Source organism: Streptomyces sp. NPDC006314 (genome assembly GCF_040613075.1).
Classification (GTDB): domain Bacteria; phylum Actinomycetota; class Actinomycetes; order Streptomycetales; family Streptomycetaceae; genus Streptomyces.
On record NZ_JBEXRL010000008.1, the window covers coordinates 289154 to 305255 of the forward strand.

The following is a 16102-nucleotide window of genomic DNA, read 5'->3' on the forward strand; positions in this document are numbered from 1 at the left end:
AACACAACCTGCCGCGCTCGCCTCCCCCTGAGGGGCATCCGACGGGGCATCGGAGCGGGGTACCGCTCACCTCCGCGCCCACGCACAAGGGCAGGTCAGGCGACGTACACCGGGATCGTAGGGGGGAAGGGGGGCCACCCTGCGCGGAGGCACGGGTGACCCCTTCTCGTCGTGGTTGTCCTCCTCGGGCGTCAGCCGAGCAGCGCTCTCACGGCCGCCGGCACGGAGGCGACCGTGGCGGGCACCGGTGCGGCCTCGGTGACCGGTGAGGTGAGCGGGTCGGTGATCGGCTTGACGAGGCGACCCACCGCGTCCACCGCGTCGCCGGGTGCGGCGGGGCCGCCCTGCCGCCGCTGCCCCTCGGCGCGCACCTGGGCGATGCGGGGGCTCGCGTTGTCCTCCCCGGGGCTCTCGCCCTCCCCCCGGAGCGCCCCGCGCGAGGTGTCGTCCGGTCTTCTCCCCTCGGGTGCCCGCCCGGCGGCGCCTCCCTTCGAGGGCGCCGGCTCCCGGTCGTCCGGCGCGTCCTGCGAGCCCGGTCCCGCGCCGGAATGCGGCAGCCCGCCCGGGCCCGGCTCCAGCACCCACCGCTGCTTCGACGAACCGTCCCGGGCCGCGACCCCCACACGGGTGGTCGAGCGACCGGAACCCGGGGTCAGGGCAAGGCCCTTGTGCCAGCGGAGGAGGATCTCGCCCCGCACTGTGAAGTCGTACGACACCTCTCCCGCGTGCACCACGCAGCCGTCCACCACGACACTCTTCGCCCCGGGGTCGGCGGCGAGGCAGAGAGAGGGGTCGGCGGCGCTGCGCAGCAGTCCGTCGTCCCGGTACGACCATTGCTGCGATGCGGCCGACGAGCAGCCCGCGAGCCGGACGCCCGCGCCCGGCACGACCCTGTCCCCGCGGATATCCAGGCAGAGCCCGGAGGTGAGGCCGCGCAGTCGGCCATGGGCGACCTCGACGGGCCCGCCGGCCGAGGCCGCGGAGGGCGAGGTGGTGGGCCGTGCGCCGGTGCCGCTCGGGCGGGTGGCGTGTCCGGCGGGGGCGCCCCAGGTCGCACCGGGCCCGGGGACACCGTTGTCATCGGACCGGTTTACGGCCACGAGGACGGTGGCGAGCAGCGCGAGCGAGGTCAGTCCGACGCCGACGGCCATCGCCGTGCGGTGACGGCCCTCCGCTCCGGTGCGGTGCCGGTCGCCGGCCGCCGGGGGTGCCGTCTCCGCCGCCGTGGGGGGCGGCCACTGTTCGACGGTGCCGCGGCCGGGGCGGGAGTCGAGATAGCGGCGGGCGCCCCAGCCGAGCACGGTCTCGGCGAGCAGGACGTCCAGGCCGTCGTCGCACTGGGCAAGCTGTTCGGCGGCGTGCCGGCAGTACCGACAGGCCGTCAGGTGCTCGCGCACGTCCGGCAGCAGGGCGCCGCCACGGCGCAGGGGGAAGTAGAGGAGGCGGTTGTAGAAGCGGCATTCCCGGGACGGCGCGAGTTCCCGGTGGGCGCGTGCGCAACCGGCGCGGAATTGTTCCCGCGCCTGCTCCAGGGCGGCCGTCGCGGTGGCCACGTCGATCCCCAGCAGACCGGCGGGTATGTTTATGGGTTCCGCTTCGACCTCGGTGTGCCAGAGAAGGCATTGCGAGGCGCCGGGAAGGGCCCGAAATGCGCGTTCGGCGAGCTGCCGCCTTTCCGGTGTCCCAGGCTTTGTCGCGCTGAGTCCGCGACCGCCGGTGGTTTTGCGCAATTCCGGCAGAGTGGCGCAGGTCCGCTCGTCCGTCGCCCAGGCGCGGACGGTGTCGCGGACGGCCACCAGCAGCTGCGGACGCAGGGCGCCGCCGGCCGTTCCGCCGGCCGTTCCGCCGGCCATGCGACCGAGGACCTGGTGGAAGGCGGCGGTGGCCACCAGTTGGGCCGCGGGCTCGGCGGAGGTCAGGCAGACGACCGCGTAGTCGCGGGCGGCGCGCCAGTGCCGGGCCAGCAGCAGGGCGACGGCGTGATGGTGGGCGACGTGCGGGCCGCCGAGCCGGGCGACGAGATTGCGGTCGGACTCACCGGTCGAACCGGGCAGCGGCGGGTACGGCGGGCGTGGGGGGTAAGGGGACTGCACGGAACCATTTCCTTTCCAGCCGCAGGACGGCATGCGAAACCGCGTCCTGTCGGAAAGCAGTGCCTGATTGGTGCGTACCTAAAGGGCCGGCCTTGGCGTTCTGCGCCCGGCTTTGCCCTCCCGCGGGGAGGCTCACCTTCGCACATGCGCGTCGCCGGAAACAAGAAGTTCGAATGACTGGGCCTCAAAGCCGGTCAATTCCATAGAGGTTACCGACGGTATGCCCTGGCGGCCCCTACACAGCCGGTTCCCGTGGTTCTCCGGGCGCGCTCTCATCCGCGCACCCCGGCATGGGCCGCATCATCGCCCCGTACTCCACAGCAACTTGTACCGGCCGCCGGTCATCCTCTATGGCTGCGCGGCGGTGGAGCCGGCGGGCAGGAGGGCGTCGTCCGCATGACCGGCCTGGTGGCGAAGCCCGCGCCCGGGACCGCACCGAGCCGGTACGCGGTCATCGGCCGCCACCTCCTCGACCCGGCCGTCTTCGGCGTCCTGGAACGCACCCCGCCGGGCCGCGGCGGTGAGATCCGGCCGACCGACGCCCTGCAGGACCCAGCGGCGGCCGGCACCGTCCACGGGGCGGCCCTCAAGGGCCTGCGCTACGACACCGGCGACACGGCAGCCTACCTGCGCACGGTGGTCCGCCCGGCGTGCGGCCGCCCGGGCCAGGGGCCCGAGTTCATCGGCCGGCTCGAGGAGGTCGCAACCGGGCTGGAGGACGGCGGCACCGGCGACCGGGAGCCGTACCGGGCCGCCTGACGCGGCACGAAACGACGGCACAAAAAAGAGAGGCCCTCACGGGCCCCTCCTCGACACCGGGTCAGTCCTGGTTGTTGGGACGCAGCGTCCAGACCACCGTCATCTCACCGGTCACCGCTCCGTCCGCGCGCCGGATCTCGATCGCCACGGGGAACTCGGGGCGCCGGCCCGCGTCCAGCTCGGCGACGACCTCGGCGGCCGGACGGCCGAGGGTCGCCGTCGCGGTGACGGCACCCATCGCCAGCTTCTTGTAGGCGATCTCGGCACCCACGGCGAGCGGCACCGCGCGCGAGAGCTGGTCACCGAAGGCGGCCAGCACGATGGCGCCGCTGGCCGACTCCCCGAGCGTGAACATCGCACCGGCGTGCGGCCCGCCCACGTGGTTGTGGTACGCGCTCTGGTCCGGCAGGGAGACCACGGCCCGATCCGGTGTGGTCTCAAGAAACTCGAGGTTCAGCGTCCGGGCCATGGGCACGGTGGCGGCGAGCATCTCGCCGATGGACATCTGGTCTGCGCTCATGCCCGACATGTTACTCACGAGTAGCCGAGCCTTGCCAGGTCGTGTGCCGACGGTCACCTCACACTTCGCTACGCGCCGACGAAGACCGGTTACCGACCCGTGCCCGCCCTCGCACTAGGGTTACTGGCCATGTGGCCAGATCAGCAGCCGCCAGGGGGCGCGCAGAACCCGCAGCACAATCCGTACCAGCAGCCGGGTCACCAGCAGCAGAATCCGTACCAGCAGCCGGATCACCAGCAGCAGAATCCGTACCAGCAGCCCGGACCGCAGCAGTACCCGCAGGCGGGCCAGTTCGGGCAGCAGCCGCCGGCCGGCCCGTACGGGCAGCAGCCGCAGTGGGGACAGCAGCCCACCATGCCCACGCCCGGGCCCCCGCAGGGCCGCGGCCGTACGAAGCTGATCGCGGTCATCGCGGCCGCGGCGGTCGTCGCCACCGCCGTCGTCACCGGCTTCCTGGTCCTCGGCGGTTCGAAGGACGACGAGGCGGAGGACGGCAAGGGCGTGAAGCACACCGGCCGGCCGCCCACGGCCGAGCCGACGCCCGCCCCGGCCTCCTCGGCCGCGGAAGACGACCCGCGCGGCGACGGGACACAGAAGCCGACCATCGCGGGCTGGAAGGTGGTGGTGAACCCCAAGTGGGGCGTCGCCTTCGACGTGCCCGCGGACTGGCAGGTCAACCCGCCGGGCCGAGCGATCGGCTTCGAGTTCGAGGGCGAGAAGGAGAAAGGGATCACCATGTCGGGCGCCGCGGAGTACAAGCCCGAGTGGTGCACCTCCGACGACGACAAGGACGGCCGTCCCGAGGACACCGCACTGGCCGTGGTGGGCACCAAGGGCGCCGCCGGAGCCAGGAACACGGACGAGATCGCGGTCAACACCCCGGCCTGGTGGGTCTACGGCGGCTACACCAAGCCCGACAAGAAGAGCATCTCGTACGACAAGAAGGCCACCCCGTTCACCACCACGTCGGGCATCAAGGGCAGCATCGCGTGGGCCCAGTCGACCCAGACCCCGCGCAAGGGCAAGTGCGCGACCGACGGCAAGGCGCTCACCTTCGGCTTCAAGAACAGCGCCCACAACTTCGTGTCGTTCAACTTCTACGGAGCCAAGGGCACGAAGGGCGAGGTCCCGAAGGCGACCGTCCTGAAGGTCCTCAGCACGGTCCGGCTGCACGGGACGCCGACGAGCGAGTGACTCAGTTCATAGGCGTTCCGGCCCACCGCGTCGCGGTGGGCCGGAACCGCATGGAGCCTCAGCCCCTCAGATAGTTACGGGCGACCCAACGACCGTTGAGCGTCTCCTCGGGGTCGTGACACTGGCCGATGCACTCCCAGGTGCCGGTGCTGTTGTCGCACTGGAACTGGGCGCGCACCTGGTTGTTCTTGTACACGTAGTCGATCACCCTGCCGCGCGGGGACGGCGTGGCGTGAACGGGAACCTTCTCCCCGTTGACGATGTAGGTGTGGCTGACGGGGTGACAGGTGAAGGCGGCGGCCGACGCGGGCGCCGCGGCCACGGCGGGGAGGGCCGCGCCGATGAGCGCGGCGGTGCCGATGACGGCCGCAACATGCTTTCGCATGACGGTCCTTTCCTTGGGAACCAAGAGGTCCTGGGGGCGACAAATCGTCATGAACATGACTGGAACACCTTAAAAGGTGGCGCCGTTGTCGTCAAAGAAGCGGTCAAGAAGGGCCACTTCGGAATGTCGCGCGGCCAACGACCGGGTTGAGTCGGGAGCTTGGGCGGGCGATAGTCGGCCGGTGAACACAGCCGTCACCCCGCGCCGCCCCCGCAGGCCCTCCTGGGCCGGCCGCAACTACTCCCTGCTGACCGCGGCCGCCATCGTGACCGGCCTCGGCGCCAACGGCTCGCTCGTCGCGGCCGCGTTCGCCGTGCTGGAGACGGGCGGCGACGGCGGCGACGTCGGACTGGTGGCAGCCTCGCGCACCCTTCCGCTGGTGGTGTTCCTGCTCATCGGCGGCGCGGTCGCGGACCGGCTGCCCCGGCACCGGGTGATGGTCGCCGCGAACGCGCTCAACTGCCTCTCCCAGGCGGCCTTCGCCGCGCTCGTGCTGGCCGGTGAACCCCGGCTGTGGCAGATGATGCTGCTCACCGCCCTCGGCGGCACCGGCCAGGCGTTCTTCGGCCCGGCGGCCGAGGGCATGCTGATGTCGTCCGTCGACGGCGAGCAGGCGGGCCGGGCCTTCGCCGTCTTCCGCATGGCCACCCAGGGCGCGGCCCTCGGCGGCGCGGCGCTCGGCGGCGCCCTGGTCGCGGCGATCGGCCCCGGCTGGGTGCTCGCGGTCGACGCGGCGGCCTTCGCCCTCGCCGGGTCCCTGCGCTCCTTCCTCGACGTCAGCCACATACCGCCGCGCACACCGGGCGAGGGCATGCTGGCCGATCTCCGCGAGGGCTGGCGGGAGTTCATCGGCCGGCCCTGGCTGTGGGGCATCGTCGTGCAGTTCTCGATCGCCAACGCGGTGGTCGGCGCCGCCGACGCGGTCTACGGCCCGCTGGTCGCCCGCGACAGCCTGGGCGGCGCGGGGCCCTGGGGCCTGGCGCTGGCCGCGTTCGGTGCGGGCACGGTGGCAGGCGCCCTGCTGATGACCCGCTGGAAACCCCGCCGGCTGCTGCTCGCGGGCACACTGTGCGTGTTCCCGCTGGCGCTGCCCTCCGCCGCGCTGGCCGTCCCGGTACCGGTGGGCGTGCTGTATGGGGTGATGTTCGCCGCCGGTACGACGGTGGAGGTGTTCGGCGTCTCCTGGATGACCGCGCTGCACCAGGAGATCCCCGAGGACAAGCTGTCCCGTGTCTCGGCCTACGACTGGTTCGGCTCGGTCTCCCTCATGCCCCTCGCCACGGCCCTGGCCGGCCCCGCCGAGGCCGCCTTCGGCCGCACGGCAGCGCTGTGGGGCTGCGCCGCCCTCGTCGTCCTGGTCACCGCTCTGGTGCTGCTGGTCCCGGACGTCCGCGATCTGACCCGCCGCACCCGGCCGGTCGCCGTCTCCCCGTCGGCGTCAGCCGATGCCGAACGCCCCGTCGGGGGGCTCGGGTGACGGTACGGCGTCGGCGTCCTCGACCGGCCGGACCGATCCGATGAACTCCCGCACGCCCGCGCCGTGTTCCACCCGCGCCGGAAAGGCGTCCGCCGCGGCCCGGCGGGCCAGCACGGCGATGTCCAGGGGCCGGTGCGCGGCGACGAGCACCGCGTTGCCGAACCGCCGGCCGCGCAGCACCCCCGGCTCGGCGATCAGCGCGAGTTCCTCGAAGACCGCCGCGAAGGTGGCCAGTTGGGACCGGAGAAAGCCGAACGGGGCAGCGTCCGCGAGGTTGGCCAGATAGACCCCGCCCGGCCGCAGGACCCGCTCGGCCTCCCGTGCGTAGGCGAGCGTGGTCAGGTGCGCCGGCACCCGGGACCCGCCGAACACATCGGCGATCAGGACGTCGGCATGGTCGTCCGCTGCCGCCTCCAGCCAGGCCCGGGCATCGCCGGCGTGCAGCGCGACACCCGAGCCCTCCGGCAGCGGCAGGTGCTCGGCGACCAGTTCCAGCAGTCCCCGGTCGGCTTCGACGACTTCCTGTCGCGAACCGGGCCGGGTGGCCGCCACATACCGGGGCAGCGTCAGCGCACCACCGCCGAGGTGCACCACGTCCACCGCCCGCCCTGCCTCGGCCACGACGTCCAGAACGTGCCCGAGCCGCCGCGCGTACTCGAACTCCAGATGCGCGGGATCGTCCAGGTCGACGTACGACTGCGGCGCCCCGTCGACCGTGAGCAACCAGGCCCGCTCCCGATCCACATCGGGCATCAGCTTGGCGGTGCCGTGGTCGACGGGCCTGGTGACCGGTATCGCTTCGTTCACTCGTCCATTGTGCGGTGCCTGCGCCTGACCGGGGGCGCGGGGCACTGCGCGACCAGCCACGACGGTCCCGCAGCCCCCACACACCTCACCCCCTACGAACCCACGGAGACGACCGTTCCCGCACCCACGGTCCTGCCACCCTCACGGATGGCGAACCCGAGTCCGGGCTCCAGCGGCACCTCCCGTCCCAGCTCGACGGTCATCTCCACCGTCTCCCCGGGCCGCGCGACCGCCGATTCTCCGAGGTCGATGTCCCCGACCACATCCGCCGTACGGATGTAGAACTGCGGCCGGTAGCCCGTGGACAGAGGGGTTGTGCGACCGCCCTCGCGCCCCGACAGCACATACACCCGCGCCGAGAACCGCCGGGCGGGCACCACGCTTCCGGGCGTCGCCACGACATGGCCGCGCCGTACCGCGTCCCGCGGCACCCCGCGCAGCAGCACGGCCACGTTGTCCCCGGCCTGCGCCTCCTCCATCGGCTTGCCGAACGTCTCCAGCCCGGTGACGACGGTCTCCACTTCGGCACCGAGCACCGACACCCGGTCCCCCAGGCGAAGCGTCCCCCGCTCCACGGCACCCGTGACGACCGTGCCCCTCCCGGTGATGGTGAGCACGTTCTCCACCGGCAGCAGGAACGGCGCGTCCAGATACCGCTCCGGCATCGGCACATACGTGTCCACCGCGTCGAGCAGCGCCTCGACGGACGCCGTCCAGCGCGGGTCGCCCTCCAGCGCCTTCAGCCCGGAGACGCGGACGACGGGCACCGCGTCGCCCGGGTATCCCTGCGCGGTGAGCAGGTCGCGGACCTCCAGCTCGACCAGGTCGACGAGTTCCTCGTCCCCCGTGCCGTCGGCCTTGTTCAGCGCGACGACGATGTGGTCGACGCCCACCTGCCGGGCGAGCAGCACGTGCTCGGCGGTCTGCGGCATGATCCCGTCGAGCGCGGAGACGACGAGGATCGCCCCGTCGAGCTGCGCGGCACCGGTGACCATGTTCTTGACGTAGTCGGCGTGACCCGGCATGTCGACGTGGGCGTAGTGCCGGGTGTCGGTCTCGTACTCGACGTGCGCGATGTCGATGGTGATGCCGCGGGCGGCCTCCTCGGGGGCGCGGTCGATGCGGTCGAAGGGCACGAACGCGCCGGTGCCGCGCTCGGCGAGCACTTTGGTGATGGCGGCGGTCAGGGTGGTCTTGCCATGGTCGACGTGACCCATGGTGCCGATGTTCAGGTGCGGCTTGGTGCGCACGTAGGCCGTTTTGGACATGGCTGTACCTCGGAGCCTCTCCGGTCGTACGGGAGCGCGGGACCCCAGGGACTGGCCGACCCTCCCCCTGCGGGGTCCGCCGGACGATCCGGAGAGGGTCAGCTTCGGGCGCCGTCGACAGCGGCCGCGGGAATCGGGACGGCAGCCTTCGGGGCATCCGCGACGGCGGATGCTGCGAGGAGGAAGGCGTACCGGAACATGGCGTCGATCATCGCCGACGGTTTGTCCGGCGTCGAATGGTTTTCCCCGGTGAACGGGTTCAGGCACCGATGTTCTTCAGCGCCTCCCGGACGGTCAGCGGGGCGAACCGGCCCCGCTCCCGCGCCAGGAAGGCTCGTACGGCCTCGGGGTCGGTCTTGGCGTACTCGCGCAGGGCCCAGCCGATCGCCTTGCGGATGAAGAAGCCGGGGTGCCCGGACTGCGCCAGGCAGTAGGCGAACAGCCGGCCGGTGTCGGTGCGTTCCTTGTAGGTCAGCTGGTGGAGCAGGGCCGTGCGCACCACCCACAGGTCGCCGTCGGTGATCCAGGCGTCCATGTCGGCGGTGAGCTTGGGGTCGGCGGCGACCAGGCTCCCGACGACGTGCGCGGCGAGCAGGTCGACGGTGTCCCACCAGGGGACGGTGGTGATGAGGTGGCGGGCCACCGGGAGGAAGCCCGAGGAGCAGCGGCCCGCGTGCCGGCGCAGATGGTCGACGGCGAAGTAGTGGTACTCGCGCTCGGGCAGCTCCCAGCAGCGCAGGGCGATCGCGGTGCAATCGGCCTCGTCGGGACGCGGGGTGCCGGCCAGCACGGTGCGCGACAGGGCGCGGCGGGCCGGGGTGGGGATGCCGAGGAAGGGCGCGATGTCCTTCATGTAGGCCCGCATCGGGGCGGCCCGGGCGGGATCGGCGGCGGCCCCGTACGCGGCCGTCAGCCGTCGCAGCACGGTGTCGGCGAGAACGCTGCGCGGCACGTCCGGCGGGGCCGCACCTGTGACGGTCATGAGACGAACCATACGGCGATCACACACATTCGTCGGTTAGTGTCACCGGATGCTCGATGCCAACCGCTCTGGCACCGCCACGGTCTCTCCCCGGGCCGTCGCCGCGCAACTCGTCGTTCCCGTATCGTCCCTGCGCCGCACGGGCTTGGCCGCCCGCTGCACGCGCGCGTTGCTGTCCCCGTACGCCCGGCTGTCGCTGCTGTTCGCCCTGCTCGCGGGCGGCGCCGCGGGGGTGCTGCTGTTCGAACCGCAGCGGCTGCTGACGCAGGGGTGGTCGCCGCAGCTCGGCGGGGCCGCGGCGGCCGCCGTGTTCGGGGTGCTGTACGGCGTGTGCACCGTGGCGTTCGTCCCGCGCCCCTTGCTGAACCTGGCGGCGGGCGCGTTGTTCGGCTCGCAGCTGGGGCTGGCGGCGGCGCTGGCGGGCACGGTGCTCGGGGCCGGTGTGGCCTTCGGGCTGGGCCGCGTCCTCGGGCAGGACGCGCTGCGCCCGCTGCTGCGGGGCCGCTGGCTGCAGGCGGCCGACGGGCAGCTCAGCCGGCACGGGTTCCGGTCCATGCTGGCGGCCCGGCTCTTCCCGGGTGTGCCGTTCTGGGCGGCGAACTACTGCGCGGCCGTCTCCCGCATGGGCTGGCTGCCGTTTCTGCTGGCCACGGCCCTCGGCTCGATCCCGAACACGGCCGCGTACGCGGTCGCGGGCGCCCGCGCCTCCTCCCCGACGTCCCCGGCCTTCCTGATCGCGATGGCCTGCATCGCCGCGCCGGCGCTCGTGGCCGCGGTGGTGGCCTGGCGTAAGCGCCACCACCTGCGCGGACGCTGAGCCACCGGCCCTCCGCCGGCCCCGGCAGCGCCCCACACCCGGCCACCGCGCCCTGCCCCGGCCGCCTACGCCCCCGCTGGCCGGCCGGGGCCGTGCGCCCTCAGCCGGCTTCCCCGTGCACGGTCGGTCCCCTTCCCCGCGCACGGTCGGCCCTTCCCGGTGAACGGTCAGACTCCTTCCAGGATCATCGCGTTGGCCAGCCCGCCCGCCTCGCACATGGTCTGCAGGGCGTAGCGGGCGCCGCGCTCGCGCATCGCGTGGACCAGGGTGGTGGTCAGCCGGGTGCCGCTGGCGCCGAGCGGGTGGCCGAGGGCGATGGCGCCGCCGTGCACGTTGACCTTGGCGAGGTCGGCGCCGGTCTCCTGCTGCCAGGCGAGGACGACGCTGGAGAAGGCCTCGTTGATCTCGACCAGGTCGATGTCGTCGAGCGTCAGCCCGGCCCGGCGCAGCACCTTCTCCGTGGCCGGGATGACGCCGGTGAGCATCAGCAGCGGATCGGAGCCCGTGACGGCGAAGCTGTGCAGGCGGGCCAGCGGGCGCAGGCCGAGGCGGGCCGCGGTCTCGCTGGAGGTGATCAGGACGGCGGAGGCGCCGTCGTTGATGGGGCTGGCGTTGCCGGCGGTGACGTTCCACTCGATCTGCGGGAAGCGCTCGGCGAAGCCGGGGTCGTGGTAGGCGGGCCTGAGGCCGGCGAGGATCTCCGGGGTGCTGCCGGGCCGTACGCACTCGTCGCGGGCGACGCCGTCCAGCGGCGCGACCTCGGCGTCGAACAGGCCGGCCTCCCATGCGGCGGCGGCCTTGTGGTGCGAGGACACCGCGAACTCGTCCATCCGCGCGCGCGTGAGGGACCACTTGGCGGCGATCAGCTCGGCGCTGATGCCCTGCGGGAGGAGGCCCTCCGGGTACCGTTCGGCCACTCCGGGCCCGAACGGGTCCTTGCCCTCGGGCACGTTGGACCACATGGGCACCCGGCTCATGGACTCCACACCGCACGCGACGACCAGGTCGTACGCGCCCGAGATGACGCCCTGGGCGGCGAAGTGCACGGCCTGTTGAGAGGAACCGCACTGGCGGTCCACGGTGGTCGCCGGGACCGTCTCGGGGAAGCCGGCGGCGAGGACGGCGTACCGGGTGGTGTTCATGGCCTGCTCGCCGACCTGGTCGACCGTGCCGCCGATGACGTCGTCGATCAGCGCGGGGTCGACGCCGGAGCGCTCGACCAGGGTGCGCAGGGTGTGCGCGAGGAGCTGGACGGGGTGGACGTGGGCGAGGGAGCCGTTCGGCTTGCCCTTGCCGATGGGGGTGCGTACGGCTTCGACGATGACTGCGTCTCGCATGGTGCGGGCCTCCTTGGCCGCCCGGCTGCCCGCACCGGGAAGGAGCGCGGGAGCTACCAGTGAGTAGGAACTCCAAACTCACAATAGCTCGATGGGTTGGAAAATCCAACCCTCCTTTAGACTGGCCGCATGGCCGCCACGAAAGACCCGCGCCCCTGCTCGATCGCCGACGCCCTCGCGCTGGTCGGCGAGAAGTACTCCCTGCTCGTCCTGCGCGAGGTGTGCCTGGGCAACGGACGCTTCGACCAGCTGGTGCGCAACATCGGCGCCCCGCGTGACGTCCTGGCCACCCGGCTGCGCCGGCTCGTGGACGCCGGGATTCTGGCCAAGCGGGTCTACAGCGAGCGCCCCCAGCGCTTCGAGTACCGGCCCACCCAGGCGGGCCTGGAGCTGGAGCCGGTCCTGATGACCCTCAAGGAGTGGGGCGACCGCCACCTCCGTAAGGGCGCCGACCTCCCCATGGTCGTCGAGCATGTCTGCGGCAACGAACTGGTGCCGGTGGTCACCTGCCGGGCCTGCGGCGACCCGGTGCGCCACGAGGACCTGACGGCCCACCCCCAGGCTCCCGGCTGGACGGTCTCGGGACCAGCGGCAGCCTGACGACGCGCGCGGCGGCACCTGACGAGGCGCCCCTCCCCCCTGGCCGGTACCCGTCGAGCCGCCCGCACATCCCGAACCGGCCCTCCTCGTAGGGCCGCTCGGCCCGTACGACGGCCTCGGCGAGGTGGGCCGCGCCGCCCGCCGCGAGCCGGTCCAGCTGCCGTCCGGTGGCCTCGGCCGCCGCGAGCGGCTCACACCGCCAGCGGTCCCGCCCCTCGGCGATCCGGGGCCGGACCCGCGCGGCGGCGGCCCGGTGGAAGGCGGCCGGCGCCCGGGAACGGAGGCCGCGCGCGGCTTCCGGTAGCCCTCCAGGGCGAGATCGCGGCGGGCACGCGCGATCCGCTGCCACTCCGCTTCCGGCGCGTCGGCCGGAACAGTGGTCGCGGCGGCGTACGCCTCCGGGCCGGCCCGGCACTCCGGTGAGAGGGTGAGCACCGCGTCCCCGGCCTCGGGCAGTCCGCCGTTCCGCATGACGACGGTGATGCGCCGGTCGTCCTCGTTGACCAGCCGGTGGATCGTGCCCGGCGTGAACCAGGCGACCGTGCCGGGCGCGAGCGGGGTGACCGCGCCTCCGGGCGCGGTGAGCGTCTGAACCGCGCCCCGGCCGCCCGTGACGACGTACGCCTTCGCACAGACCAGGTGCGTACGGGGAGTTCCGCCGCGGACCCCGTCGGCGGCGGGCCAGTCGTACACGCACAGCCGCGAGACGGTGACCCCACCCGGCAGGCCCGCGCCTCCCGGCGCTCACCACGGATGCGCCTCCAGGTACGCGACGACGTCTCACGCCGCCAGGTCCCGTCCACCACGACGACACGGTCGCGGCGGCGGAGCGTGTCACCCGGAGCGGGTTCCGGCTCCTCGACCGGCCGCAGGCCGAACCAGAGTTCAGCAAGCGCTTTCCCCTGCGCTGCGACTGAGCGGCGGCGGCCGGACCGGTCAACACCGTGAACCCGGTGGGCCGCCCAACCCCTGTTTCCCCGCTGTCACCGGGGCCCGCTACGCTGCCTTCGTCACATGATCACCATTTCTCCCCTCAGCACTTGGACGCCGTACCGCCATGTCTTGGTTTGAATCCCTCGTCCTCGGACTCGTCCAGGGGCTGACCGAGTTCCTGCCCGTCTCCTCCAGCGCGCACCTGCGGCTGACCGCGGCGTTCTCGGGCTGGAAGGACCCCGGGGCGGCCTTCACGGCGATCACTCAGATCGGTACGGAGACCGCCGTCCTGATCTACTTCCGCAAGGACATCGGCCGGATCGTCTCCGCCTGGTTCCGCTCACTTCTCGACAAGGCGATGCGGCAGGACCACGACGCGCAGATGGGCTGGCTGGTGATCGTCGGCTCGATCCCCATCGGCGTGCTGGGCGTGACGCTCAAGGACCAGATCGAGGGGCCGTTCCGCGATCTGCGGATCACCGCCACCATGCTCATCGTCGTCGGCGTGGTCATCGGCATCGCCGACCGGCTGGCGGCACGTGACGAGACGGGCGGCCGGCACCGGGCGCCCAAGCAGCGCAAGACCCTGGAGAACCTGGGCATCAAGGACGGCCTGGTCTTCGGCCTGTGCCAGGCCTGCGCCCTCGTCCCCGGCGTCTCCCGCTCCGGCGCGACGATCAGCGGCGGCCTGTTCATGGGTTACAAGCGCGAGGCCGCGGCCCGTTACTCCTTCCTGCTGGCCATCCCGGCGGTGCTCGCCTCGGGGGCCTTCGAGGTGAAGGACTCCGTGAGCGAGGGGCATGTGGCCTGGGGCCCGACCCTGTTCGCGACGGTGATCGCGTTCGCCTCGGGATATGCGGTGATCGCCTGGTTCATGAAGTGGATCTCCAACAAAAGCTTCATGCCGTTCGTCTGGTACCGCGTCGCCCTCGGCATCGTCATCATCGCGCTGGTGTCGGCGGGCGTCCTGAGCCCGCACGCGGCGGAATCGGCGAGCTGAATCCCGTCGCGACCGGGGCGGCGATCCCGCCGCGGCCCCACTGCCCCCGGGCGCCCGCAGCCGTTTCGGACATCTCCCGCGCCCTGGACGAGTCCGGTCTGGAGGCGCCCTCGCGCGTCTGGCCGCAGACCCCTCGTAGCCGCTGCGGCCTGCGGGTTCCGTGGCTCGACCGGTGACGTCCGTGCCCCGCCGATCCGGTGCTTCACCCGCACGACCGCCTTCTTCCGCCCCGCGGCCCGGGACGGCATATGCCTTCTGGTCTGGGTGGACTCCCGTACTCCCCCGAGCGGTGCCGGGCCCGGCGGTGACCAACCCCATACCTTCTGTGTAGCCATCCGGTAGCGCAGTGTCAGTGCTTGCCCCTAGGCTTGTCCGCATGTCCCCCGATTCCATGCCCTCTGGTTCCGTGCGGTCTGCTGCCGAGGTGAACGAGCAGATCAGGGCGCTGTGGCTGCGTGCGGGCGGCACCTTGTCGGCCGAGGAGCGCGCGGAGTACGAGCTGTTGGTGGTCGAGTGGGCCGAGGCGATCCGCGGGGAGGTCTTCGAGGCGGCCTGAGGCCGAAGTCCTCCTGACGCCGGCACATCGGGTTCGTGAGGCCTACGCCCGCAGATGCGCGAGTACCTCATCGGCCACCGGATACGGCCGCTCCTCGGGCAACAGCCCACTTGCCCGCCGCAGTTCACCCGCGCGCACCAGAGCGTGGATCTCCGTGGCCAGCGGGGTGACGTCCTCGATACCGACGATCCACTCGTCGGCGTACCGGGCCGCCGCCTCCCCGGCGAGGCCGAGTTGCAACGACCGGTGGGGCAGCGGGTTGTGATGCAGGTCGCGCTCGGGGTCCCACTGGACGCGGGCCGGTGACTGCCGCAACTGCCGCTTCCAGGCCGCCTGGTCGGCGTGCAGGTCCGGTACGTAGTGCGACAGGCAGGCGTTCCGCAGGGCCCACTCGAAACCGGCGCGGTCGATCTCGACGGCCAGGACGGTCTCCTGGCCCTCCTTGGTGCCCCAGCCACAGCGGTACATCATCCACAGGAAGGACGGTTTGATCCAGGTCATCCGCTCCCGCTTCCAGGCGGACGGAAAGTGTCCGGTACGGGCCGCCGGACGGCCGATCTGCGGGCGGTACGCCTGGTAGACGATGACGGTGGAGTCCGTGTGCCGTGCCCGGATCCTGAACGTGGGTTCGGTTTCGATGGATTGTTCGTTCACGGGGACAGATTCGGGCCTCGGACACGCCACGCACCAGCGAATATCGGGCGCGCCTCTTGGCTCCACGCCCCGCGTGCCCAACACTGTGCCGATGACGCAGCGTGCGGAGCTCGCGACCGTGATGGACCGACTGGCCGTGGACGAACTGATCACCGAGTACGCCGTGGCGGTGGACGACGGGGACTGGACGGCATATCGGGGGCTGTTCACGGCGGACGGCCGGGCCGACTACCGTTCGGCCGGCGGCATCGAGGGCGACGCGGAACAGGTCGCGCGATGGCTCGCCGAGAACCTGGCACTGTTCGCCATGCGACAGCATCTGATCGTCAACCGCCGGGTGCGCTTCGGCTTTCTGGACCACGACACCGGTGACACCGCCCGGGTGCGGGCCGACTACCTCAACCCGATGCGGTCCACGGGCGACGGCGGCCCCACCGCCCCGGACCTGGTGTGCGGCGGCCGTTACGACTTCGCGCTGCTGCGCGCACCGGAGGGCTGGCGGCTCCGCGAGGTCGTCGTCCACGAGAAGTGGCGCCGGCTGCCGCCCGAGGTGGCACCGGCCCCCTAGGGGCGCGAGGCTGGTATCGACACGCGGCTCCGCCGCGTGGGCGCGCCCAGCCCCACCCGGCCCGCAGACGCCCACGATCGCCCGGGCCCGAGCACTGCGCCGCGTCGGCCTCCCCACCCACTGTCGGAGATCGCTTCCAGCGCGCACACTTG

Annotated in this window: 15 protein-coding genes and 2 pseudogenes; 8 read left to right on the forward strand and 9 right to left on the reverse strand. The window is 72.5% G+C overall.

Translation table 11 applies throughout. The features are described from left to right. Window positions 1-191: 191 nt before the first annotated feature. A complete protein-coding gene (locus tag ABZ079_RS17615) occupies window positions 192-2093 on the reverse strand; it encodes a ricin-type beta-trefoil lectin domain protein (protein ID WP_356940334.1) in 1902 nt (633 codons plus the stop codon). 346 nt (window positions 2094-2439) lie between these two features. Between ABZ079_RS17615 and ABZ079_RS17620 the strand changes: the two are divergent. Beyond that, window positions 2440-2852 (forward strand): annotated as a pseudogene (locus tag ABZ079_RS17620) (UTP--glucose-1-phosphate uridylyltransferase); the annotation flags it as partial. A 61-nt stretch (window positions 2853-2913) separates the two neighbouring features. Here ABZ079_RS17620 and ABZ079_RS17625 read toward each other — a convergent pair. Continuing rightward, window positions 2914-3372, reverse strand: coding sequence for a DUF4442 domain-containing protein (locus ABZ079_RS17625; protein WP_356940335.1), 459 nt, complete (start codon window positions 3370-3372; stop codon window positions 2914-2916). Between the two features lie 129 nt (window positions 3373-3501). Here ABZ079_RS17625 and ABZ079_RS17630 point away from each other — a divergent pair, with 129 nt between their 5' ends. Beyond that, window positions 3502-4566, forward strand: a complete 1065-nt coding sequence (locus tag ABZ079_RS17630) for a hypothetical protein (protein WP_356940336.1) — start codon at window positions 3502-3504, stop codon at window positions 4564-4566. Window positions 4567-4624: 58 nt separating this feature from the next. Here the strand turns inward: ABZ079_RS17630 and ABZ079_RS17635 are convergent, their stop codons facing one another. Further along, the gene (locus ABZ079_RS17635) at window positions 4625-4951 is read right to left on the reverse strand and encodes a hypothetical protein (protein WP_356940337.1); all 327 of its coding nucleotides are present in this window, start codon (window positions 4949-4951) and stop codon (window positions 4625-4627) included. 181 nt (window positions 4952-5132) lie between these two features. Here ABZ079_RS17635 and ABZ079_RS17640 point away from each other — a divergent pair, with 181 nt between their 5' ends. Then, on the forward strand, window positions 5133-6428 hold the full coding sequence (locus ABZ079_RS17640) for an MFS transporter (RefSeq protein WP_356940338.1): 1296 nt from the start codon (window positions 5133-5135) through the stop codon (window positions 6426-6428). Here ABZ079_RS17640 and ABZ079_RS17645 read toward each other — a convergent pair. The 3 genes from ABZ079_RS17645 to ABZ079_RS17655 all read right to left on the reverse strand — a co-directional run bounded on the left by ABZ079_RS17645 (window position 6390) and on the right by ABZ079_RS17655 (window position 9485). Beyond that, window positions 6390-7235 (reverse strand): fused MFS/spermidine synthase, encoded by an 846-nt coding sequence (locus ABZ079_RS17645; protein ID WP_356940339.1) that lies wholly within the window; start codon window positions 7233-7235, stop codon window positions 6390-6392. The genes ABZ079_RS17640 and ABZ079_RS17645 overlap by 39 nt on opposite strands. A gap of 92 nt (window positions 7236-7327) precedes the next feature. After that, the gene (gene tuf / locus ABZ079_RS17650; RefSeq protein WP_356940340.1) at window positions 7328-8503 is read right to left on the reverse strand and encodes an elongation factor Tu; all 1176 of its coding nucleotides are present in this window, start codon (window positions 8501-8503) and stop codon (window positions 7328-7330) included. Between the two features lie 259 nt (window positions 8504-8762). Then, window positions 8763-9485, reverse strand: coding sequence for a DNA alkylation repair protein (locus tag ABZ079_RS17655; RefSeq protein ID WP_356940341.1), 723 nt, complete (start codon window positions 9483-9485; stop codon window positions 8763-8765). A gap of 49 nt (window positions 9486-9534) precedes the next feature. Here ABZ079_RS17655 and ABZ079_RS17660 point away from each other — a divergent pair, with 49 nt between their 5' ends. Further along, window positions 9535-10302 carry a TVP38/TMEM64 family protein gene (locus ABZ079_RS17660; protein WP_356940342.1) on the forward strand — a complete coding sequence of 256 codons (768 nt, stop codon included), beginning with the start codon at window positions 9535-9537 and terminating at the stop codon, window positions 10300-10302. Window positions 10303-10469: 167 nt separating this feature from the next. Here ABZ079_RS17660 and ABZ079_RS17665 read toward each other — a convergent pair whose 3' ends face one another. Then, window positions 10470-11639, reverse strand: a complete 1170-nt coding sequence (locus tag ABZ079_RS17665; protein ID WP_356940343.1) for a thiolase family protein — start codon at window positions 11637-11639, stop codon at window positions 10470-10472. 129 nt (window positions 11640-11768) lie between these two features. Between ABZ079_RS17665 and ABZ079_RS17670 the strand changes: the two genes are divergently transcribed. Continuing rightward, window positions 11769-12239, forward strand: a complete 471-nt coding sequence (locus ABZ079_RS17670) for a helix-turn-helix domain-containing protein (RefSeq protein ID WP_356940344.1) — start codon at window positions 11769-11771, stop codon at window positions 12237-12239. 43 nt (window positions 12240-12282) lie between these two features. On the opposite strand, the pseudogene ABZ079_RS17675 reads toward ABZ079_RS17670, so the two are convergent. Continuing rightward, a pseudogene (locus ABZ079_RS17675) lies at window positions 12283-12938 on the reverse strand (cupin); the annotation flags it as partial. Window positions 12939-13296: 358 nt separating this feature from the next. Between ABZ079_RS17675 and ABZ079_RS17680 the strand changes: the two are divergent. Both ABZ079_RS17680 and ABZ079_RS17685 read left to right on the forward strand, forming a co-directional pair. Next, window positions 13297-14172 (forward strand): undecaprenyl-diphosphate phosphatase, encoded by an 876-nt coding sequence (locus tag ABZ079_RS17680; protein ID WP_356940345.1) that lies wholly within the window; start codon window positions 13297-13299, stop codon window positions 14170-14172. A 376-nt stretch (window positions 14173-14548) separates the two neighbouring features. Further along, the gene (locus ABZ079_RS17685) at window positions 14549-14728 is read left to right on the forward strand and encodes a hypothetical protein (RefSeq protein WP_356940346.1); all 180 of its coding nucleotides are present in this window, start codon (window positions 14549-14551) and stop codon (window positions 14726-14728) included. 42 nt (window positions 14729-14770) lie between these two features. Here ABZ079_RS17685 and ABZ079_RS17690 read toward each other — a convergent pair whose 3' ends face one another. Further along, a complete protein-coding gene (locus tag ABZ079_RS17690; RefSeq protein ID WP_356940347.1) occupies window positions 14771-15382 on the reverse strand; it encodes a DUF4291 domain-containing protein in 612 nt (203 codons plus the stop codon). Between the two features lie 91 nt (window positions 15383-15473). On the opposite strand from ABZ079_RS17690, the gene ABZ079_RS17695 reads away from it, so the two are divergent. Continuing rightward, window positions 15474-15950: a nuclear transport factor 2 family protein gene (locus tag ABZ079_RS17695; protein ID WP_356940348.1), complete on the forward strand. Its 477-nt coding sequence runs from the start codon at window positions 15474-15476 to the stop codon at window positions 15948-15950. The last annotated feature ends 152 nt before the right edge of the window (window positions 15951-16102 follow it).

Excerpts from the sequence above, each read along its gene's own strand:
- ABZ079_RS17660 (WP_356940342.1), top strand. The coding sequence starts at position 9,535 with ATGCTCGATGCCAACCGCTCTGGCACCGCCACGGTCTCTCCCCGGGCC.
- ABZ079_RS17685 (WP_356940346.1), top strand. The coding sequence starts at position 14,549 with ATGTCCCCCGATTCCATGCCCTCTGGTTCCGTGCGGTCTGCTGCCGAG.
- ABZ079_RS17655 (WP_356940341.1), bottom strand. The coding sequence starts at position 9,485 with ATGACCGTCACAGGTGCGGCCCCGCCGGACGTGCCGCGCAGCGTTCTC.
- ABZ079_RS17635 (WP_356940337.1), bottom strand. The coding sequence starts at position 4,951 with ATGCGAAAGCATGTTGCGGCCGTCATCGGCACCGCCGCGCTCATCGGC.
- ABZ079_RS17665 (WP_356940343.1), bottom strand. The coding sequence starts at position 11,639 with ATGCGAGACGCAGTCATCGTCGAAGCCGTACGCACCCCCATCGGCAAG.
- ABZ079_RS17695 (WP_356940348.1), top strand. The coding sequence starts at position 15,474 with ATGACGCAGCGTGCGGAGCTCGCGACCGTGATGGACCGACTGGCCGTG.
- ABZ079_RS17680 (WP_356940345.1), top strand. The coding sequence starts at position 13,297 with ATGTCTTGGTTTGAATCCCTCGTCCTCGGACTCGTCCAGGGGCTGACC.
- ABZ079_RS17670 (WP_356940344.1), top strand. The coding sequence starts at position 11,769 with ATGGCCGCCACGAAAGACCCGCGCCCCTGCTCGATCGCCGACGCCCTC.
- tuf (WP_356940340.1), bottom strand. The coding sequence starts at position 8,503 with ATGTCCAAAACGGCCTACGTGCGCACCAAGCCGCACCTGAACATCGGC.
- ABZ079_RS17625 (WP_356940335.1), bottom strand. The coding sequence starts at position 3,372 with ATGAGCGCAGACCAGATGTCCATCGGCGAGATGCTCGCCGCCACCGTG.
- ABZ079_RS17630 (WP_356940336.1), top strand. The coding sequence starts at position 3,502 with ATGTGGCCAGATCAGCAGCCGCCAGGGGGCGCGCAGAACCCGCAGCAC.